The sequence below is a fragment of the Liquorilactobacillus sucicola DSM 21376 = JCM 15457 genome (assembly GCF_000612445.1).
GTDB lineage: Bacteria > Bacillota > Bacilli > Lactobacillales > Lactobacillaceae > Liquorilactobacillus > Liquorilactobacillus sucicola.
Window position 1 is genome coordinate 58757 of sequence record NZ_BALC01000004.1, and the last position, 15541, is coordinate 74297.

The following is a 15541-nucleotide window of genomic DNA, read 5'->3' on the forward strand; positions in this document are numbered from 1 at the left end:
TGGGAAACTCATTTAAGATTGCTGCAATCATACTAAGGAGAGTATAAATTATGCAGTCTTTAGAGAATATTAAATACAAAAAATTCCTTATCCCCCTTTTGACAGGATTAGTACTATGGTTCGCAACCCCGCTGCGACCAGCGGCACTATCCATTACTGCATGGCATATGTTTGCATTATTTGTCGCGACAATTATCGGATGTATCACACAGCCGCTCCCTATTGGCGCGGTTGCAATTATTGCATTTACTTTAACAACATTAACTAAGACTGTTCCAATTGATAAGGCGATCACAGGTTTTGGGAACGGAAGCATCTGGTTAATTGCGATGGCATTCTTTATATCACGGGGATTTATAAAAACTGGTCTTGGACGGCGAATTGCTTTCGTTTTTGTACGTGCTTTTGGAAAGAGAACGTTAGGTTTAGCGTATTCTTTAATTGGAGTGGATTTGATATTGGCTCCAGCTACACCAAGTAATACAGCTCGCGCCGGTGGTATCATGTATCCGATTATTAAATCGCTGGCACAGGCATTTGGCTCGGATCCTAAAAATAAAACGGAACGCAAAATGGGATCATTCTTGATTTTTGCAGAATTTCAGGGAAATACAATTACATCGGCAATGTTCTTAACGGCTATGGCTGGAAATCCTTTAGCACAGTCACTAGCTAAAAGTAATAATGTAGATTTGGAATGGATGAACTGGTTTCTTGCAGGACTTGTTCCTGGAGTGATTTCGTTGCTGCTGGTACCCTTTATTATTTATAAGATGTATCCACCTCAGATTAAAGCAACTCCTAATGCACGAGAATGGGCCGATAAGCAGCTTAAAAAAATGGGAAAAGTGACACTTCCTGAAAAAATCATGACTGTTGTTTTCATAGTGGCACTACTTCTTTGGATCGTAGGTAGTTTTATTCATGTTGATGCAACTTTGACAGCTTTTATTGCGTTGACATTATTATTGATTACAGGTGTTCTATCATGGCAAGATGTTTTGCATGAAACTGGCGCATGGAATACACTGACATGGTTCTCAGTTCTTGTAATGATGGCCACCGAACTGAATGATCTTGGCTTTATTCCTTGGCTGAGCAAAACGATTGCAAGTTCGCTCAGTGGGTTGAATTGGTTTATTGTCTTGGTGATTTTGGTCATAACCTTCTTTTACAGTCATTATTTATTTGCGAGTGCAACAGCACATATCAGTGCGATGTACAGTGCCTTACTGGCTGTTGCGATCTCTGCTGGGGTACCAGCAATGCTAGCAGCTTTAATGCTCGGATTTTTCGGTAATTTGTTTGCTTCAACGACCCATTATTCTTGCGGACCAGCCCCAATTTTATTTGGCTCTGGTTACGTCAAGCAGGCTGAATGGTGGAAGATGAATGCTATTTTGGGAATTGTGTATCTTGTTATTTGGCTGAGTGTAGGTACAGTCTGGATGAAACTTATTGGTGTATGGTAAAATATACATGTAAGCGATGAAGGGGCGAATGGGGTTGAACACAAGAGATTTGGCTTATTTTCATGATTTAGTAGAGCTAAAAAACTATACTGAGGTTGCTAATAAGTTCTCTGTTAGTCAGCCAACGATCACAGTTGCTATCAAACGTCTTGAAAATGAATTCGGGGCACAGCTGATCAAGCGGGATTATATTCATAATCGGTTAGTTGTGACTCGTGCGGGTGTCTTGCTGTTTCAACGAGCACAGCAGATTTTGCAGAGTTTGGATCTAGCATACAGTGAGGTTCAAAATGCTGATTCTTCAATGATTCGCTTCGGATTGCCACCGATAATCGGGACAATGTGGTTCCCGCTAATCGCGCAAGAATTACTAAATAAGGGACTTCTATCACATATTCAATCAATTGAAGCTGGGTCTGATCAATTGCTGGAGAAGTTAAAACAGGGCAAGATAGATGTGGCACTTTTAGGATCGATTCGGCCGTTGCAGGAAAAAAAGTTGGATACTTTTTTGTTGGCGGTGCATCCTTTTAGAGTTGTTGTCAGTCGAAAGCATTCCTTAGTTTCGAAGAAACATATTTCTTTTGCAGAGTTGAAAGGTGAAAGATTTGTGACCTTTACCAATAATTTTGTTCACCCACAAGCGCTGGCAAGTTACAGCAAGTATGCAGGTTTCAGACCGCAAATTGCATTCAGTACACCTACATTATCCTTGATTAAGGAACTGGTTAATGCGGATTTAGGTATCAGTCTGCTAGTAGATGATGCAGTTAAACCACAGGATCATCTTTGTTGTTTGGAATTAGATGATCCGTTGCCAGAAAGATTTAATATGTCATTAGTTGTGCGTAAAAATTTCTTGCCTAATAAAATTCAAAAAGAGTTTATCAGTATTTTGTTTGAACTTAAAGGCTTGATTGAAACTAAAGATTGTTAAATAATAAACTACTAAAAAAGGATTTAAGCTGTTTGCACTGTGAACAGCTTAAATCCTCTTTTAGTAGTGCTAGGAGTCGGTTCTGAATATCAGCAATTTTATTTTTTTTGCTGTCGTGTATGTTCAGCTAAATGAACAAGATGCGTTAAGAAGGCATGGGTTGCAGCTTCGTAGTGATATTTACGTCCCAGCTTCACTAAGTAACCATTGATGTAATCGACTTCAGTTGGTCGATTGTGTGACATATCTTGGTACATTGATGGATAGTGTAGCGGATTGGCAACTGTTGAAACGTAGTTCACACTGTCTAATTCTTCCTGTCTTGTATTCAACATCTGAATTCCAGCACGTTCGCAGACATCATAGGCCTCATTGATTAGCTGTTTGCTTAATTCATCTGCACCAGGATAGCTTGCAAATTCACCCATTGTAATTTCAAACAGCGTACAGAGTGTATTAACCACAGAGTTGAAGACAACCTTAGCAAGCAATGTTCCCATGAAGTTAGTAGTCAAGTTCGGATTAAATTGCGCTTTATCAAGTTCATTAACTATCTTATGTGTCATTTCATCCGGTTTTTCGGTGTAGTTTGCAAGATTCATCGTACCAGCACCGCGTGCACCGATAAAGTCAACATCCCCAGGACCATTTAAAACAGTGGCAACAAGGGCTGTTCCGGCAATGATTTTTTCCGGTTTAAAGTATTGCAGTAGTTTCTCTACATGACCCATTCCATTCATGCAAGTCAAGACATATTGCTTTTCATCAAATGATTGTTGCATTCGTTCAAGAAAAGAAGCGAGATGCATCTGTTTGTCAAAAACGACCCAAACATCTGGTTTACCCGTGTAATCTTCAGGGTAATACATTTTTATGGGAACAAGACGGCGATCCTTATGATCACGTGAGACGTAGACACCGCCTTGTTGCAAGACTTTTTCGACGTTTGGTTTCCAAGTATCTACAAACTCAACCTCATTGCCCGCCTCTTGCAATAAAACACCATAACGATAACCCATTGCACCAGAACCTAAAACTGTGAACTTCATGAATACTACCCCTTCCAAAAAAGTTTAAATTAATGACAGTAAACAAAAAGCGCCCCCCAGATAATAATTAGCAATATTATCTAAAGGACGCTCACGCGTGGTACCACCTTTGTTTGTTCATATGAAATGAACCTCTATCCCGGACTGAAAATCAATCCATCAGCACAATAATGGGTGCTACCCACTGCAATTTACTTGATTTCTGATTTTTAACTGCAGCGCTCAAAGATGATCAATGGTTTCTTTTAGATACCTGCTTGCATCAACCCAGGCTCGCTTAAATCGTCAAGAAACTATCAGTTCTTATCATTGCGTTTGCTCTCATCACTTTTTAATATAACTGTAGTCTAACTCAAGCATATTAGATAGTCAACTTTTTATAAAAAAAATAAAAGCCAATTGTATTACTAAGTATTAGGCGCTGAACAAACATAGATAATTAAGCAAAATAATAAATTAATTAAAATAGAATGAAGAAAACAACTTGACATACTATGGTGATATAGGTTAAACTGGCGACAATCTTTGATAGGTTCGTTTGGAATTGAAGGAGTAAGATAATAGTTTTGCTTAGAGAGTATTGTTGGGTGGGAAGATACCAGAGCTATTGTGTGAAAGCTTGATTCTGTGACTTCGTTTTTCGAGACGAATGGGCAGCATCCATTAATGTGCGCATATATTATTAAACTTGATACATGCTAAGAGATTATTCGTGAGAATAATTTGAAAAAGGTGGTACCACGCGGAAGCGCCCTTTGGTTGAAAACCAAGGGGTGCTTTTTACGTGTCAAAATATTGTGAGGAGTGATTTTATGAATTATGGAATTATTGGTGCAGGAGCTATGGGATATCGTTATGGTGTTATGCTGCAGGAAAATGCGCATGTCAAGGTTGATTTTATTGATACTTGGGAACCTAATGTTGAAAAGGTTCGGCAGCAAGGGGGAGTCTCTGTAGCGCGCGATCATAAGAATCGACGAATTGTACCAATCAACATTTTCTATCCTGAAGAGTATCAAGGTCATCCTGATGTTTGGATTATTTTCAAAAAGCAGATGCAGCTTGACGAAGAGCTGAAACGCGACAATGCAGCTGGAATTTTTCATAAAGACCAGTACGTTTTTTCTGCAATGAACGGAATGGGACACTTTGAAAAAATTGCCAAGTATTTCCCTGCTGAGCATATTATCTGCGGGACGGCGATGATTGCAACACGCCTTGATGGACCTGCAAATGTTGATTTTATGGGTGCTGAAGGCACCGAGGAAATGCATGTAGCACAATACGTCGGAACTACACCTGCTGCGGTTACTCAGCAAATGATGGCTGAGTTTAAAAAGGCCTCGCTTAACCCTATTTTTGCTGAAGATTACTTGGGTATGTGTATGTCGAAAGTTGTTTTTAATGCGGTAGTTAACACTTTATGTACAATGTTTGAGGTTCAAATGGGGCAATTTATCGAATATGAGGGTGTACCAGAGATGGCACGGCAATTATTCAATGAAGCCTATGACGCATGCGAACGTGCAGGAATTCATTTGATTGAAACGCGCCAGCAGGAAATCGATTCAGTGACGACAATCAGCCATGCTTATAAATATCATTATCCATCAATGTATCAAGATTTTTCTAAGGGGCGCCCAACGGAGGTTGATTACATCAACGGATATATTGCTAAAATAGGGCGTGAAAACGATTATGTTTGTCGCACGCACGAGTTTGCAACCCATCAAGTCCATTTGGCAGAATTAATGCGTAAGTATCATCAAAAACAATAGTATGAAGTATTAAAGAGACGAAAAAGGCTGGAGAAATTGTGACAGAGGTTGGTATGGTGTCACAAATTCTCCAGTCTATTATGTTTTATGCTTTGTTAACATACAGAAAGATTATTTGAGTGCTGCAACAATTTCTTTGTTGAATGCAGGCAGATCGTCAGGTGTTCGGCTGGTAATCAGGTTGTGATCAATTACCACTGGGGCATCCTTGACAAGCGCACCGGCGTAATAAAGGTCAGGCTGAACTGTCAAATATGATGTTAATGTCCGCCCCTTAACCAATCCCGTTTGAATAAAGAGTTGTGGGCCATGACAAATTGCGAAAACATTTTTATCTGCAAGCAGAAATTTTTTAGTGAAGTCAACGAAATTTTGATCCGAACGCAGTTGATCTGGAGAAAAACCACCAGGAATCAATAGAGCGTCAAAATCAGCAGGATCTACTTCTTTGATGGATTTGTCGATGGAAATTTTAGTTCCATGTTTGCCGGTTACTGAATCTTTACCTTCAAATCCGATTGTAACAACATCATGTCCTTCTTTTTCTAAAGCAGCAACAGGGGATGTGTATTCAATATCCTCGACTAAATCTGTGACGACAACTGCAATTTTACTCATAAAACATCCTCCTATAGTGTATTTTTTGAATTGCATCCTTCTGTTACAATATAACAAGAATCATTTTTGGGTACAATTTATCGGCTTGAAAGAATGATTTATCTAAGAACGAAAGTTGGAAAATGGAATGAGTAGAAGAAGGAAAAAAAGAACTTTACTGCCGAGTGCAGCTGTGGTGATCCTGTTGCTAATCTATGCTATTGCCCGGCCAGACCAGTTGGCAAAGAATAGTACACACGATGCAACGACTCCAAATACGGAACAAAAGAGCGCAAGCAAAGACGTAACTGCTGAAAAGTTAGTTACGCTGGATTTTCATTCTGGGGACACCCCAATAGTGATGGTTAATGGTGACAAAAGTACACTGCAGATGAGTACATGGAAGAAAAATATGGTGGTCTACAGTTCGTTGGATAGCTTGAATCGGACATCAAGCCCCAATACCGCTTATTTAGAGCAGCGAAATGTTGTAGACGACGAGCAAAGAATGCGACAGTATGTTCGTCCGACAGCATGGCACCAGAAAATGGAAAATGGAGAAGCAATTATCAATCGTGGTCATCTGATTGCCTATTCAATCTCTGGAGGAATTGATCAAGACGGGAACTATGATCGCATGCAAGAAAGCGGTGATCAGAATAATCCTAAAAATCTTTTTACTCAAACTGCCTTTTCTAACCAACGGTTGCAGACGATTTATGAAAAGAAAGTGCGAGATGCTTTGAGGAGTGGGCATAAAGTTATTTATCAGGTCCAGCCACTTTTTAGAAACCAAGAGTTGATGGCTCGTGGGGTGCATATGCAGGCTTTGTCTGATGACGGTTCGCTGAATTTTAATGTTTATTTGTTCAATGTTCAGCCACGTTATGTCTTTGACTATCAAACTGGGCGTTCAACAAGAAATGCAGGTTTTCAAGTAGCCTTGCCACAAAACTTTGTGCCATAAATGTTGTGATTTCCAGCCAGTTAAGTTGTATCTTGAACTTTAATGGCTTAAAATGGCGGCAAGAGCGTAGTTTATAGAAGTAGAAACTGTTTGGAGGTGCATTAGATGAAAATAGGTTTTATTGGCGGAGGTCATGTAGCTCAAGTACTGGCTAAGCTTTTTATTGGTAAAGGACACACCGTGGTTCTGACGAACAAACATGGTTTGGAAAAGTTGAAGCCAACGATCGAACGCTTGGGTTCACAGGCACAAGCTGGCAATTTAGCGGAAGTAGTCAGACAAGATGTTGTTGTTCTCGCCGTGCCTTACAAGGCTGTTTTTGAAATAGAAAGTCAGTTACTGCAGGGAAAAGATATTATTGACGCTACCAATTATTTTCCACACCGTGACGGCGATATCGAAGAATTGCGTGAGCATCAAAAAGCAACAACTGAGTTGGTGGCACAGCATTTTAAGGGTGCAAATGTTGTTAAGGCTTTTAATACAATCCCAGTTGCCGATCTGGCGAGACTGGCAACGTCCAAGGACAATGTTAAACGAGTCGCTTTGCCTATTGCGGGTAATGATGCAGTTTTAAAAGACAAGGTTGCTTCATTAATCACCGAGATCGGTTTCACACCTTATGATGTGGGTAGCCTTGCAGACAGCCGGAAGAGCCAATCAGACACTCCAGCGTTTCTCTTCGTTGGTAATAAAGAGGAGCTAAGCAAAAAAATCGGTGATTGATTTTTTGCATATGTGAAGACATTTTTTGAACGTAAGTAATGCATGAATGATGAACAAGAGATGGAAATGTGACATAGCTTAAAAGATACTTGACCGGGTCTTATTCATGCAAGCTATCACTGTGACCTTATCCCGCTGGGGATGGGGTTTTTGTTTTAAGTTGAAGCATATGAATTAGCGTGTTTTAACAGTCAGCCTTTTTTGCTTAACGATAAGATTACTTATAGTCAAGATTCAAGAGCAGATGATGTTCGTAATTTAGAATTAGTGCGCAGTGTCTAACGACTAGCGCCGTATTTTTTGTATTTCACATGTTTTTAGATCCCACACTTGTAAATATGCTGGGAAAAAAACAAAGTATGTGTGGAAGCAATCAAAGTGCTAATTTCTTGCATATTCTGGGGATGAAGGCCATGATAATTAATATAGGTAAGTATATTAAGGAGACTGACAGGGTGTGCAAGCAGGTCTTTAAAAACACACCAGTAATCTTAGAATCAGCAAAGGGATGATTGAGATGGCAGATTTCTTTATTGAAACGAAAGAATCAAGTGCACAGCTTCCACAAAATGCTAAACCAAAGATGTTTATGTTTGGAGTACCAAGCTATACGAATATGGGGGATCAAGCTGTTTCCTTGGTTTCACGCATCTTCTTTGAAAAAGAGTTTCCAAATTATCAGTATATCGAAATCATGGATTACGATAATGAAGCAGGAATCAAGGCAGTGAAAGAAATTATTACAAAGCAGGATATTGTGGGCTATGTTGGCGGCGGAAACATGGGCAACCTGTACACGGATATTGAAGAAGATCGACGTGCAGTTTTTAGTACTTTTGTAGATAATTTGACAATTTCATTTCCACAGTCGATTCACTTTGAAAAAACAGCTTACGGCGAGCGTGAGAAAAGGCTGAGCCAAGACGCCTATAATAAAAATCATAATTTGGTTTTACTGGCTCGTGATGCTCAAAGCTATCGGCGGATGCAGAAAACTTTCAAGAACAAGATAGTATTTATTCCAGATATGGTTTTATATCTTAAACCTAAAGTATTTAATGCTGAACGTTCGGGAGCCCTGTTTGTTTTGCGTCATGACGGCGAGAAAATCTTAGATGAGTCGTTTATTGAATCTTTGAAAGTAATTTTGAAAAAGCATTACTCATTGGAGAGAACTGATACGGTTTTGGAAACCCCAACTCAAATCACACCGAAAACACGCCAAAAGCTTTTTGAAGAGCAACTGCAAAAAATTGCAAGTCAAGAATTGATCATCTCTGATCGTTTCCATGCAATGGTCTTTTCAGTTTTAACACAGACTCCATGTTTATTGTTTGGAAATAGTTACGGCAAGGGCAAGCATGCTTATTTTGATTGGTTGGAAAATATTAGTTGGATAAAATATAGCGATGAGCGCGATATTACTAGAATAAAAACTGAACTTGCGGATTTGACAAGTGCACAGACACATGAGTATGATCTTCAACCAAATTTCCGGCCTCTGAAGAGAATTATAAAAAAATATATTGAAATGCAAGCATGATCAGACAACACAGTTTTTAAGTTATTTAATGAGTAAATTTGTACTAACGTGAAATTATGAATATAGTTATAGTGAGTACTTTACTATGAGTAGTGTGAGGCAGACGAATAGTTTTGACTTACAGAACAAATAGAGGGACTAGGTTAAAATTTAACCTTTGATCTTACTCTTGGCTTCGGTTAAAAATGAGACTTGTTGATTTTTTAACTGAAGCTTTTTGTTGCATTAAAATATAGATATGGTGTGAGGTGGAGAGACGCATCAATAGCAAACTTTATCTGATGATCTGTAGCGCAATAAAAAAACATATACACGAGTAAATAATAACGATTATGTATTTTTATTAGAGCAATAGACATTGAAAAATAATTGTACTGAAATTCTTATCTTGAAGTTGTAAGCAAAGTCCTTCTATAGTGAGCACATAACTTATAGAATCTGTTTCAATAAAGTAAGTTTAAGTGTAGCACAGGTTGCAATCTATGTAAGTTGCTCAAAAAATTAAACTTGGTAATATGGAGAGTGTTAAGCATGTCAAAAAAAGAGCTCATTACTCAATTTTATGAACCTTTCAATAATGGAGATGTAACGGTTTATAATCGGCTGTTAAGCCCAAACTGGATTAATCATCCAGCCGACGTTGGGAAAAGCCCTGATCTTACCGGCTTCAAAGAAGGTGTATTGGAGTTGCGAGAGAGTTTTAATGATTTTAAGCTAGAAATTCTTTCTCTGACAGAGCAAGATAAGCGTGTAGTTGCTCATATAAAAATGAGTGGCGTTCATACTAAGAAATTTGCGGGGATTCTTCCTTCACATCACTTTGTTACTTTTTATGGTCTTGATTTACATCAAGTAGGAACTGAACATATTCTAGCAACATGGCATTTTGAAGATTTAAAGCCATTACAATAGAATTGTTTTGGCTTACTGCTGAGTTAAGTGTGGAATGAAGAGGATTAATTAGCGGAATACGTTTATGCAGAACAAACTAGGGAACGGAGCAAATTTGACTTTTACCCTGTCCCCTAGGACTGAACTATTTACAATAACAATAAGTTTATTCTCTAAGCAATCATGAATGAACAGCTAAGCAATATTGCCGAAAAAGCTTAGTAACTTTTCTTTGGTAAGCTTATCTTTTTCTTTTCCACGTACGTCGAACTTAACTTGACCATCATCTAGGACAATCAAACGATTGCCATATTTTAAAGCATCATCCAAGTGATGGGTGATCATTAAACAGGTTAATTTTTGTTCCAGAACTTTTTTATTGGTCTGGTCCATTAATTGAGCACTTGTATTAGGATCCAGAGCAGCGGTATGTTCATCAAGAAGCAAGACATCAGGCGCCTAAGCGTCGCCATAAGGAAGCTTAATGCTTGACGCTGTCCCCCGGAGAGGTTCTCAGTCGCTGTATTCAGGCGTTCACTCAGACCATTGTTCATTGAAACAGTTGCTTGTTTGAATGCTGGCATGTTTTGCTTCAATTGACGTAAAGCAAGCGTGCGGCGTTGCCCGCGTTTAGTTGCTAGCAGCAGGTTTTCCGCTACTGTCATTCTAGGAGCTGTCCCTAACTTGGGATCTTGGAAAACCCGCCCCAGAAAACGTGATCTTTTTTCAACGGAATCACCGGTGATATCGGAACCAGCATGCAGAATTTGTCCACTGCTTGGAGGCAAGGTACCGGCTATTGTATTGAAAAGAGTTGACTTTCCGGCGCCATTAGAGCCGAGGACTGTGATGAAATCACCATCGAAAACGTCAAGATTGAGATGTTTCAAAATCATGGTTTCAGAAGGAGTTTTTTGGTTTACAAAGGTCACGATGTTCTTTAAAGAAAGAATAGGCACACTATTTTGTTTCATCAATATTCACTCCTTTCGCAATTACGTGATTTAGTTTTAATGATTTGCTGAGGTTAGGAAGCATTAAGCAGATAGCAAGAATAATGGCAGATAATAAATTCAAATCATTGGTGCTGAAGCCCAACTGCAATACGATCAACAGAACAAAACGATAGAGAATACTGCCAAGAGCTACTGCGACTAAACGTTCATTCAGGGTTAATTCTCCAAAAACAACTTCACCAATAATAATTGATGCCAGAGCAATCACGATAATACCGATCCCCATATTAATGTCGGCGTAACCGTTATTTTGTGAGATTAAGGCACCACCCAATCCGATTAGACCGTTTGACAGCATCAATCCCATGATTGTCATGTTGTCGGTGTTGATGCCGAAAGAGCGGGCCATCACAGGGTTATCACCTGTAACGATAAATGCTTGGCCTAGGTTTGTTTGCAAAAACAAAATGAGAAGGGCGGTCACAATTATGATCATCAAAAGTCCGACAAAAACACTGTCAAAATACTTGGGTAATGATTGTAGAAAATGACTGCTAAAAACAGTTTTTTTACCTAATAGTGAAACATTAGCTCCACCCATGATTCGCAGATTTACCGATAAACAAGCAGTCATGACTAAAATTCCCGCTAGCAGGATAGGTATTTTACCTTTGGTATAGAGCAGCCCAGTAATAAGCCCAGCCAGCGCGCCTGTTATAAAAGCTAAAACAGTTGCTAATAATGGTGATATACCATGACTGATGGCAGTAACTGCAGTAGCGGCACCTAACGGAAAAGTTCCTTCAACTGTCATATCCGGGAAATTAAGAATCCTAAAAGTTAGGAAAAGCGCAACTCCTAAAATGGCCCATAGCAACCCTTGACCAATACTAGATACTATCATACTCATTTAAAAACTTCCCCCTCTTTTTCAGCTTGTTCCACAATGCTTTGCGGTAATTGAATACCTAATATCTGAGCTTCTTTTTGATTAATGACATACTTTCCTTTGGTAACATATGCTACTGGAAAATCAGCTGTCTTGCGTCCATGCAGCACTTGTCCTGCCATCTCACCAGCAACTTTTCCTAAATCATACTGGTTGATAGCATAGGATGCTAGTCCACCGTCCTTGACCATTGTATCAGCAGAAGGTATTACGGGAATTTTTGCTTTATTTGCAACATTAACCAGTGTTTTCATTGCAGATGCAATCCCGTTATCCTGCGGTGCGTAGATGGCATCAACCTGAGAAACAGCTTGTTCAGCTACTTGCTGCATATCATTTGTACTAGAAATCGTATATAACTTGTAGTTGATCCCTCTTTGCTTGCAGAGCTTAGCGAATTTTTTAGCATTATATTGACCGCCATGATCTGAGGAAGTATACATGATACCAACAGTTTTAGCATTCGGGAGAATTTGTTTTAGTAGATCCAATTGTTCCTTCAAAGGTGATTCGCCTGAAGTACCAGTAATATTGCCGCCAGGATGTTTATCGGAAGAAACTAAGCCGCCTCCCTTTGGATCAGTGATTCCTGCCAAGATGACAGGGGTTTTTTTGTTTGCAGCATTAGCAAGAGCTTGAGCTGCTGGAGTTGCGATTCCTGCCATTAGATCAACATTCTCGTTCGCAAATTTTGTGCTCATCGTTTTAAGGTTACTCTGGTCTCCTTGAGCATTCTGAAAGTCTATCTTAATATTTTTCCCTGGAGTATAACCATATTCTTTAAGTCCATCAACAAAACCACGGTGAATCTGGTCAAGGGCAGGGTGGGTCACTAACTGTAAAATACCGACTGTGGGAATCTTTGCTTTTGATGAATGTGTATCGTTATCCTTATTGGTTGCAAAAAAAGCAAAAATTAGAAAAGCAGCAAGTGCTGCGATCAGTGCATACATTCTCTTCATTATAATTCCTCCAAGTTTTAAAAAATAGGGCAAAAGAAAAAGGGCAAACCAGCAGCTCTGGTTTTACCCTTAAAACCGAAGCCTGCTGTATTAGACCTATGCAGACTTCGAACAACACGAAAGTTAGTCGGCACAGATACAAACTGTTTGCCAGATTGCATCCGTAACAACGAATTACAACCAGCAGTGCCGGCTTTGCCAAGAATTATTTAAATTGGCATACGTAAACTTTCGCATATTATTCGTCCTTTCTGAAACTTATTAATGACAGTATAAAAAAATGATTAGAGGTTGTCAAGAGCATTATTAAAAAATGCCTTAAAATTAGGAGTTCAACATTGAAGATTCCTTTTGATGATGTTCAATGTCCATTTTTACATCATTAATGATATCTTGAATAGTAATTCTGCGCATTTTTGCTTCTGCAGTACTTTGAATATCAAGGTAGTACTTATTGAGGACTTTCGGCAGAGCATGCCCAACAGCACAATTTTGTGAAGTGTTTTTATCAACCTTTAGTAACGGGGATTCAGGTTTTGTTGCCATGTAAACATCAAAAATAGTAATTTGTGTTGCCGGACGACTTAACTTTGGAGAGGCGGTTCCTTGAGTCGTGTCCAGTAATGATGCTTTCTTTAACTGGCTCATCATTCTGCGTGCCAAACTTGGGTTGGTATTCAAGCTACTTGCAATCAAGTCGCTAGTTAATTTGCTTTCTGCATGCATTTGGATGTACACAAGAATATGAACTAAATCGCTTAGACGGTTGTTAGCCAATTGTCATTCTCCTTTCTAAGATGTTACTTTTAATGTGATAATAGCATAAACCTTTAGAAAAATAACTTTAAGGTTGTAGTTAATATTTAAAAGTGCTATATTGTTCATGTGATAAAAAAAGTAACAATTAAGGAGCGGATAATTATGACAAAAATGATTGCAGGGCAAGCACTTGCCAAGGTTCTTTTGGATTGGGATATTGACCATGTCTACGGAATTACAGCAGATTCTATTAATAATACAGTTGATGGTTTTTACAGAGAAAAGGAAAACTTAAAATATATTCAAGTAAGGCATGAAGAGATTGGAGCATTAGCAGCGGCTGCTGATGCAAAATTGACTGGAAAAATCGGCGTAAGTTTCGGATCTGCAGGACCGGGAGCAGTACATTTGTTAAATGGACTTTACGATGCCAAAATGGATCATACACCGGTTCTGGCCTTGGTTGGTCAATCCGCAACTGGTGTAATGAATACGAATTTCTTTCAAGAAATGAATCAGGATCCTATTTTTGCAGATGTTGCAGATTTCCACAAACAGGTGGTGAGTGCCGAACAAATACCTTATGTTGTTGATGAGGCAATTCGTTCAGCGTATGCACATCACTCAGTTTCAGTTGTCATTATTCCTGACGACTTGTCAGGCCAGGAGATTGATTTTAATGGGTTCAAAACCAAGGCTATCAAAGCTGTCGAAACACAAGTAGTACCACAACAAAATGATATAGCAGCAGTTATTAAAGCTCTAAAAAATGCTGAACATCCGATTTTATGGGTTGGGCGCGGAGCCATGAATGCAAGAAATGAGATCATTAAAGTTTCTGAAAAATTCAGTCTGCCGGTTTTATCGACTGTACCGGCAACCGGTGCTATTCCAACTGACCATCCTAATTTTATGGGTTCACGTGGGCGTCTAGGAACTAAACCAGGTTTTGAGGTTTCGCAAGCAGCAGATTTAGTTTTGTTTGTAGGAACCAACTACCCATTTGCACGATACTTACCTCAGAACATCAAATTCATTCAAGTAAACAATAACTTGGCTGATTTAGGTAAGCAGCGCGATGCAGATTTAACGGTGTTGTCAGATGCCAAATTGTTCTTCACAGAGTTATTGAAATCTGATTATACAGTTGCACCTAATAGATTTTTGAAAGCAGCTCAACTTGATAAAAAGAATTGGGATAAATGGTTGGAAGACTTAGCTGCGGATGATAGCGAAGGCTTGGCTGCAGAAGGAGTAATCAAAGCGATTCGCGAGAATGCAGCAGATGATGCTATTTTTGGCTTAGATGTGGGAAACAACACAGAATGGGCTATCCGCCAGCTACCATTGAACAAGGAGCAGAAAATGACTATGTCTCCGTGGTATGGGACAATGGGATTTGGACTTCCAGCGGGTCTGGCAGGTAAGTTGAGTTTTCCAGAACGTCAGACATGGACAATTTCCGGTGATGGCGGTTATGCAATGGTGATGCCGGATTTGCTGACAGAAGTTAAGTACCATTTGCCTATAATCAATGTTGTATTGGAGAACAATTCTTTTGGGTTTATCCAACACGAAAAACTAATGAGCGGTCAAGCGTTGTATGGTATTGACCTTTTGGGAGCTGATTGGGCACATGTGGCTGAAGACATGGGAGCAATCGGATTCAAGGTTACTAATCTTCAAGAATTGAATGAAGCAATGAAGAAGATAAATAAGCTGCAGCAACAAGGCAATAATTTGCCGATCGTTCTTGATGCAAAGATAAAGAACGTGGATCCAATTGATACAAGTTTTGTGCAGGTCGATCCAGAATCTTTTGATACGCAAGCAGTGACTGCATATCGCAAACGTTATAATATTGATGAGAAATCGCAACCAGCATTCAGTCAGCTTTTGAAAAATATTGATGAATAACGCTATGTTGCACATAAGGTAACATAATTAGTAAATAA

The 15541-nt window shown here is 39.2% G+C and carries 13 protein-coding genes, 1 pseudogene and 1 other annotated feature; of the genes and pseudogenes, 8 read left to right on the forward strand and 6 right to left on the reverse strand.

The genetic code is table 11. The features are described from left to right. The first annotated feature begins 50 nt into the window (after window positions 1-50). Complete coding sequence (locus JCM15457_RS07480; protein WP_034988937.1) at window positions 51-1472, forward strand: anion permease; 1422 nt, start codon at window positions 51-53, stop codon at window positions 1470-1472. Window positions 1473-1506: 34 nt separating this feature from the next. Continuing rightward, window positions 1507-2409, forward strand: coding sequence for a LysR family transcriptional regulator (locus JCM15457_RS07485; protein ID WP_034989222.1), 903 nt, complete (start codon window positions 1507-1509; stop codon window positions 2407-2409). Between the two features lie 98 nt (window positions 2410-2507). On the opposite strand, the gene JCM15457_RS07490 is transcribed toward JCM15457_RS07485, so the two are convergent. Continuing rightward, window positions 2508-3458, reverse strand: coding sequence for a ketopantoate reductase family protein (locus JCM15457_RS07490; RefSeq protein ID WP_034988940.1), 951 nt, complete (start codon window positions 3456-3458; stop codon window positions 2508-2510). Between the two features lie 80 nt (window positions 3459-3538). Then, window positions 3539-3777: a binding site (T-box leader), on the reverse strand. A 493-nt stretch (window positions 3778-4270) separates the two neighbouring features. Between JCM15457_RS07490 and JCM15457_RS07495 the strand changes: the two genes are divergently transcribed. Then, window positions 4271-5236, forward strand: coding sequence for a ketopantoate reductase family protein (locus tag JCM15457_RS07495; RefSeq protein WP_034988942.1), 966 nt, complete (start codon window positions 4271-4273; stop codon window positions 5234-5236). Window positions 5237-5347: 111 nt separating this feature from the next. Here the strand turns inward: JCM15457_RS07495 and JCM15457_RS07500 are convergent, their stop codons facing one another. Then, window positions 5348-5854: a type 1 glutamine amidotransferase domain-containing protein gene (locus JCM15457_RS07500; RefSeq protein ID WP_034988945.1), complete on the reverse strand. Its 507-nt coding sequence runs from the start codon at window positions 5852-5854 to the stop codon at window positions 5348-5350. 127 nt (window positions 5855-5981) lie between these two features. Between JCM15457_RS07500 and JCM15457_RS07505 the strand changes: the two genes are divergently transcribed. From JCM15457_RS07505 to JCM15457_RS07520, 4 genes are all read left to right on the forward strand, one after another. Beyond that, complete coding sequence (locus JCM15457_RS07505; RefSeq protein WP_034988947.1) at window positions 5982-6800, forward strand: DNA/RNA non-specific endonuclease; 819 nt, start codon at window positions 5982-5984, stop codon at window positions 6798-6800. Between the two features lie 105 nt (window positions 6801-6905). Continuing rightward, on the forward strand, window positions 6906-7526 hold the full coding sequence (locus tag JCM15457_RS07510) for an NADPH-dependent F420 reductase (RefSeq protein ID WP_034988949.1): 621 nt from the start codon (window positions 6906-6908) through the stop codon (window positions 7524-7526). A 517-nt stretch (window positions 7527-8043) separates the two neighbouring features. Continuing rightward, window positions 8044-9069, forward strand: coding sequence for a polysaccharide pyruvyl transferase family protein (locus JCM15457_RS07515; protein ID WP_034988951.1), 1026 nt, complete (start codon window positions 8044-8046; stop codon window positions 9067-9069). Between the two features lie 531 nt (window positions 9070-9600). Next, window positions 9601-9981 (forward strand): ester cyclase, encoded by a 381-nt coding sequence (locus JCM15457_RS07520; RefSeq protein ID WP_034988953.1) that lies wholly within the window; start codon window positions 9601-9603, stop codon window positions 9979-9981. Between the two features lie 174 nt (window positions 9982-10155). On the opposite strand, the pseudogene JCM15457_RS07525 reads toward JCM15457_RS07520, so the two are convergent. The 4 genes and pseudogenes from JCM15457_RS07525 to JCM15457_RS07540 all read right to left on the reverse strand — a co-directional run bounded on the left by JCM15457_RS07525 (window position 10156) and on the right by JCM15457_RS07540 (window position 13604). Continuing rightward, window positions 10156-10934, reverse strand: a pseudogene (locus JCM15457_RS07525) (ABC transporter ATP-binding protein). Continuing rightward, window positions 10921-11826, reverse strand: a complete 906-nt coding sequence (locus tag JCM15457_RS07530; protein WP_034988954.1) for an ABC transporter permease — start codon at window positions 11824-11826, stop codon at window positions 10921-10923. The pseudogene JCM15457_RS07525 and the gene JCM15457_RS07530 overlap by 14 nt, the downstream one beginning before the upstream one ends. Continuing rightward, a complete protein-coding gene (gene trpX, locus JCM15457_RS07535; RefSeq protein ID WP_034988955.1) occupies window positions 11823-12827 on the reverse strand; it encodes a tryptophan ABC transporter substrate-binding protein in 1005 nt (334 codons plus the stop codon). The genes JCM15457_RS07530 and trpX overlap by 4 nt, the downstream gene beginning before the upstream one ends. A 324-nt stretch (window positions 12828-13151) precedes the next feature. Continuing rightward, window positions 13152-13604 (reverse strand): Rrf2 family transcriptional regulator, encoded by a 453-nt coding sequence (locus JCM15457_RS07540; RefSeq protein ID WP_034988956.1) that lies wholly within the window; start codon window positions 13602-13604, stop codon window positions 13152-13154. 144 nt (window positions 13605-13748) lie between these two features. Here JCM15457_RS07540 and JCM15457_RS07545 point away from each other — a divergent pair, with 144 nt between their 5' ends. Continuing rightward, window positions 13749-15503: a thiamine pyrophosphate-dependent enzyme gene (locus JCM15457_RS07545; protein ID WP_034988957.1), complete on the forward strand. Its 1755-nt coding sequence runs from the start codon at window positions 13749-13751 to the stop codon at window positions 15501-15503. Window positions 15504-15541 lie beyond the last annotated feature (38 nt).

Excerpts from the sequence above, each read along its gene's own strand:
- JCM15457_RS07545 (WP_034988957.1), top strand. The coding sequence starts at position 13,749 with ATGACAAAAATGATTGCAGGGCAAGCACTTGCCAAGGTTCTTTTGGAT.
- JCM15457_RS07530 (WP_034988954.1), bottom strand. The coding sequence starts at position 11,826 with ATGAGTATGATAGTATCTAGTATTGGTCAAGGGTTGCTATGGGCCATT.
- JCM15457_RS07500 (WP_034988945.1), bottom strand. The coding sequence starts at position 5,854 with ATGAGTAAAATTGCAGTTGTCGTCACAGATTTAGTCGAGGATATTGAA.
- JCM15457_RS07515 (WP_034988951.1), top strand. The coding sequence starts at position 8,044 with ATGGCAGATTTCTTTATTGAAACGAAAGAATCAAGTGCACAGCTTCCA.
- JCM15457_RS07480 (WP_034988937.1), top strand. The coding sequence starts at position 51 with ATGCAGTCTTTAGAGAATATTAAATACAAAAAATTCCTTATCCCCCTT.
- JCM15457_RS07520 (WP_034988953.1), top strand. The coding sequence starts at position 9,601 with ATGTCAAAAAAAGAGCTCATTACTCAATTTTATGAACCTTTCAATAAT.
- JCM15457_RS07505 (WP_034988947.1), top strand. The coding sequence starts at position 5,982 with ATGAGTAGAAGAAGGAAAAAAAGAACTTTACTGCCGAGTGCAGCTGTG.
- JCM15457_RS07490 (WP_034988940.1), bottom strand. The coding sequence starts at position 3,458 with ATGAAGTTCACAGTTTTAGGTTCTGGTGCAATGGGTTATCGTTATGGT.
- JCM15457_RS07510 (WP_034988949.1), top strand. The coding sequence starts at position 6,906 with ATGAAAATAGGTTTTATTGGCGGAGGTCATGTAGCTCAAGTACTGGCT.
- JCM15457_RS07495 (WP_034988942.1), top strand. The coding sequence starts at position 4,271 with ATGAATTATGGAATTATTGGTGCAGGAGCTATGGGATATCGTTATGGT.
- trpX (WP_034988955.1), bottom strand. The coding sequence starts at position 12,827 with ATGAAGAGAATGTATGCACTGATCGCAGCACTTGCTGCTTTTCTAATT.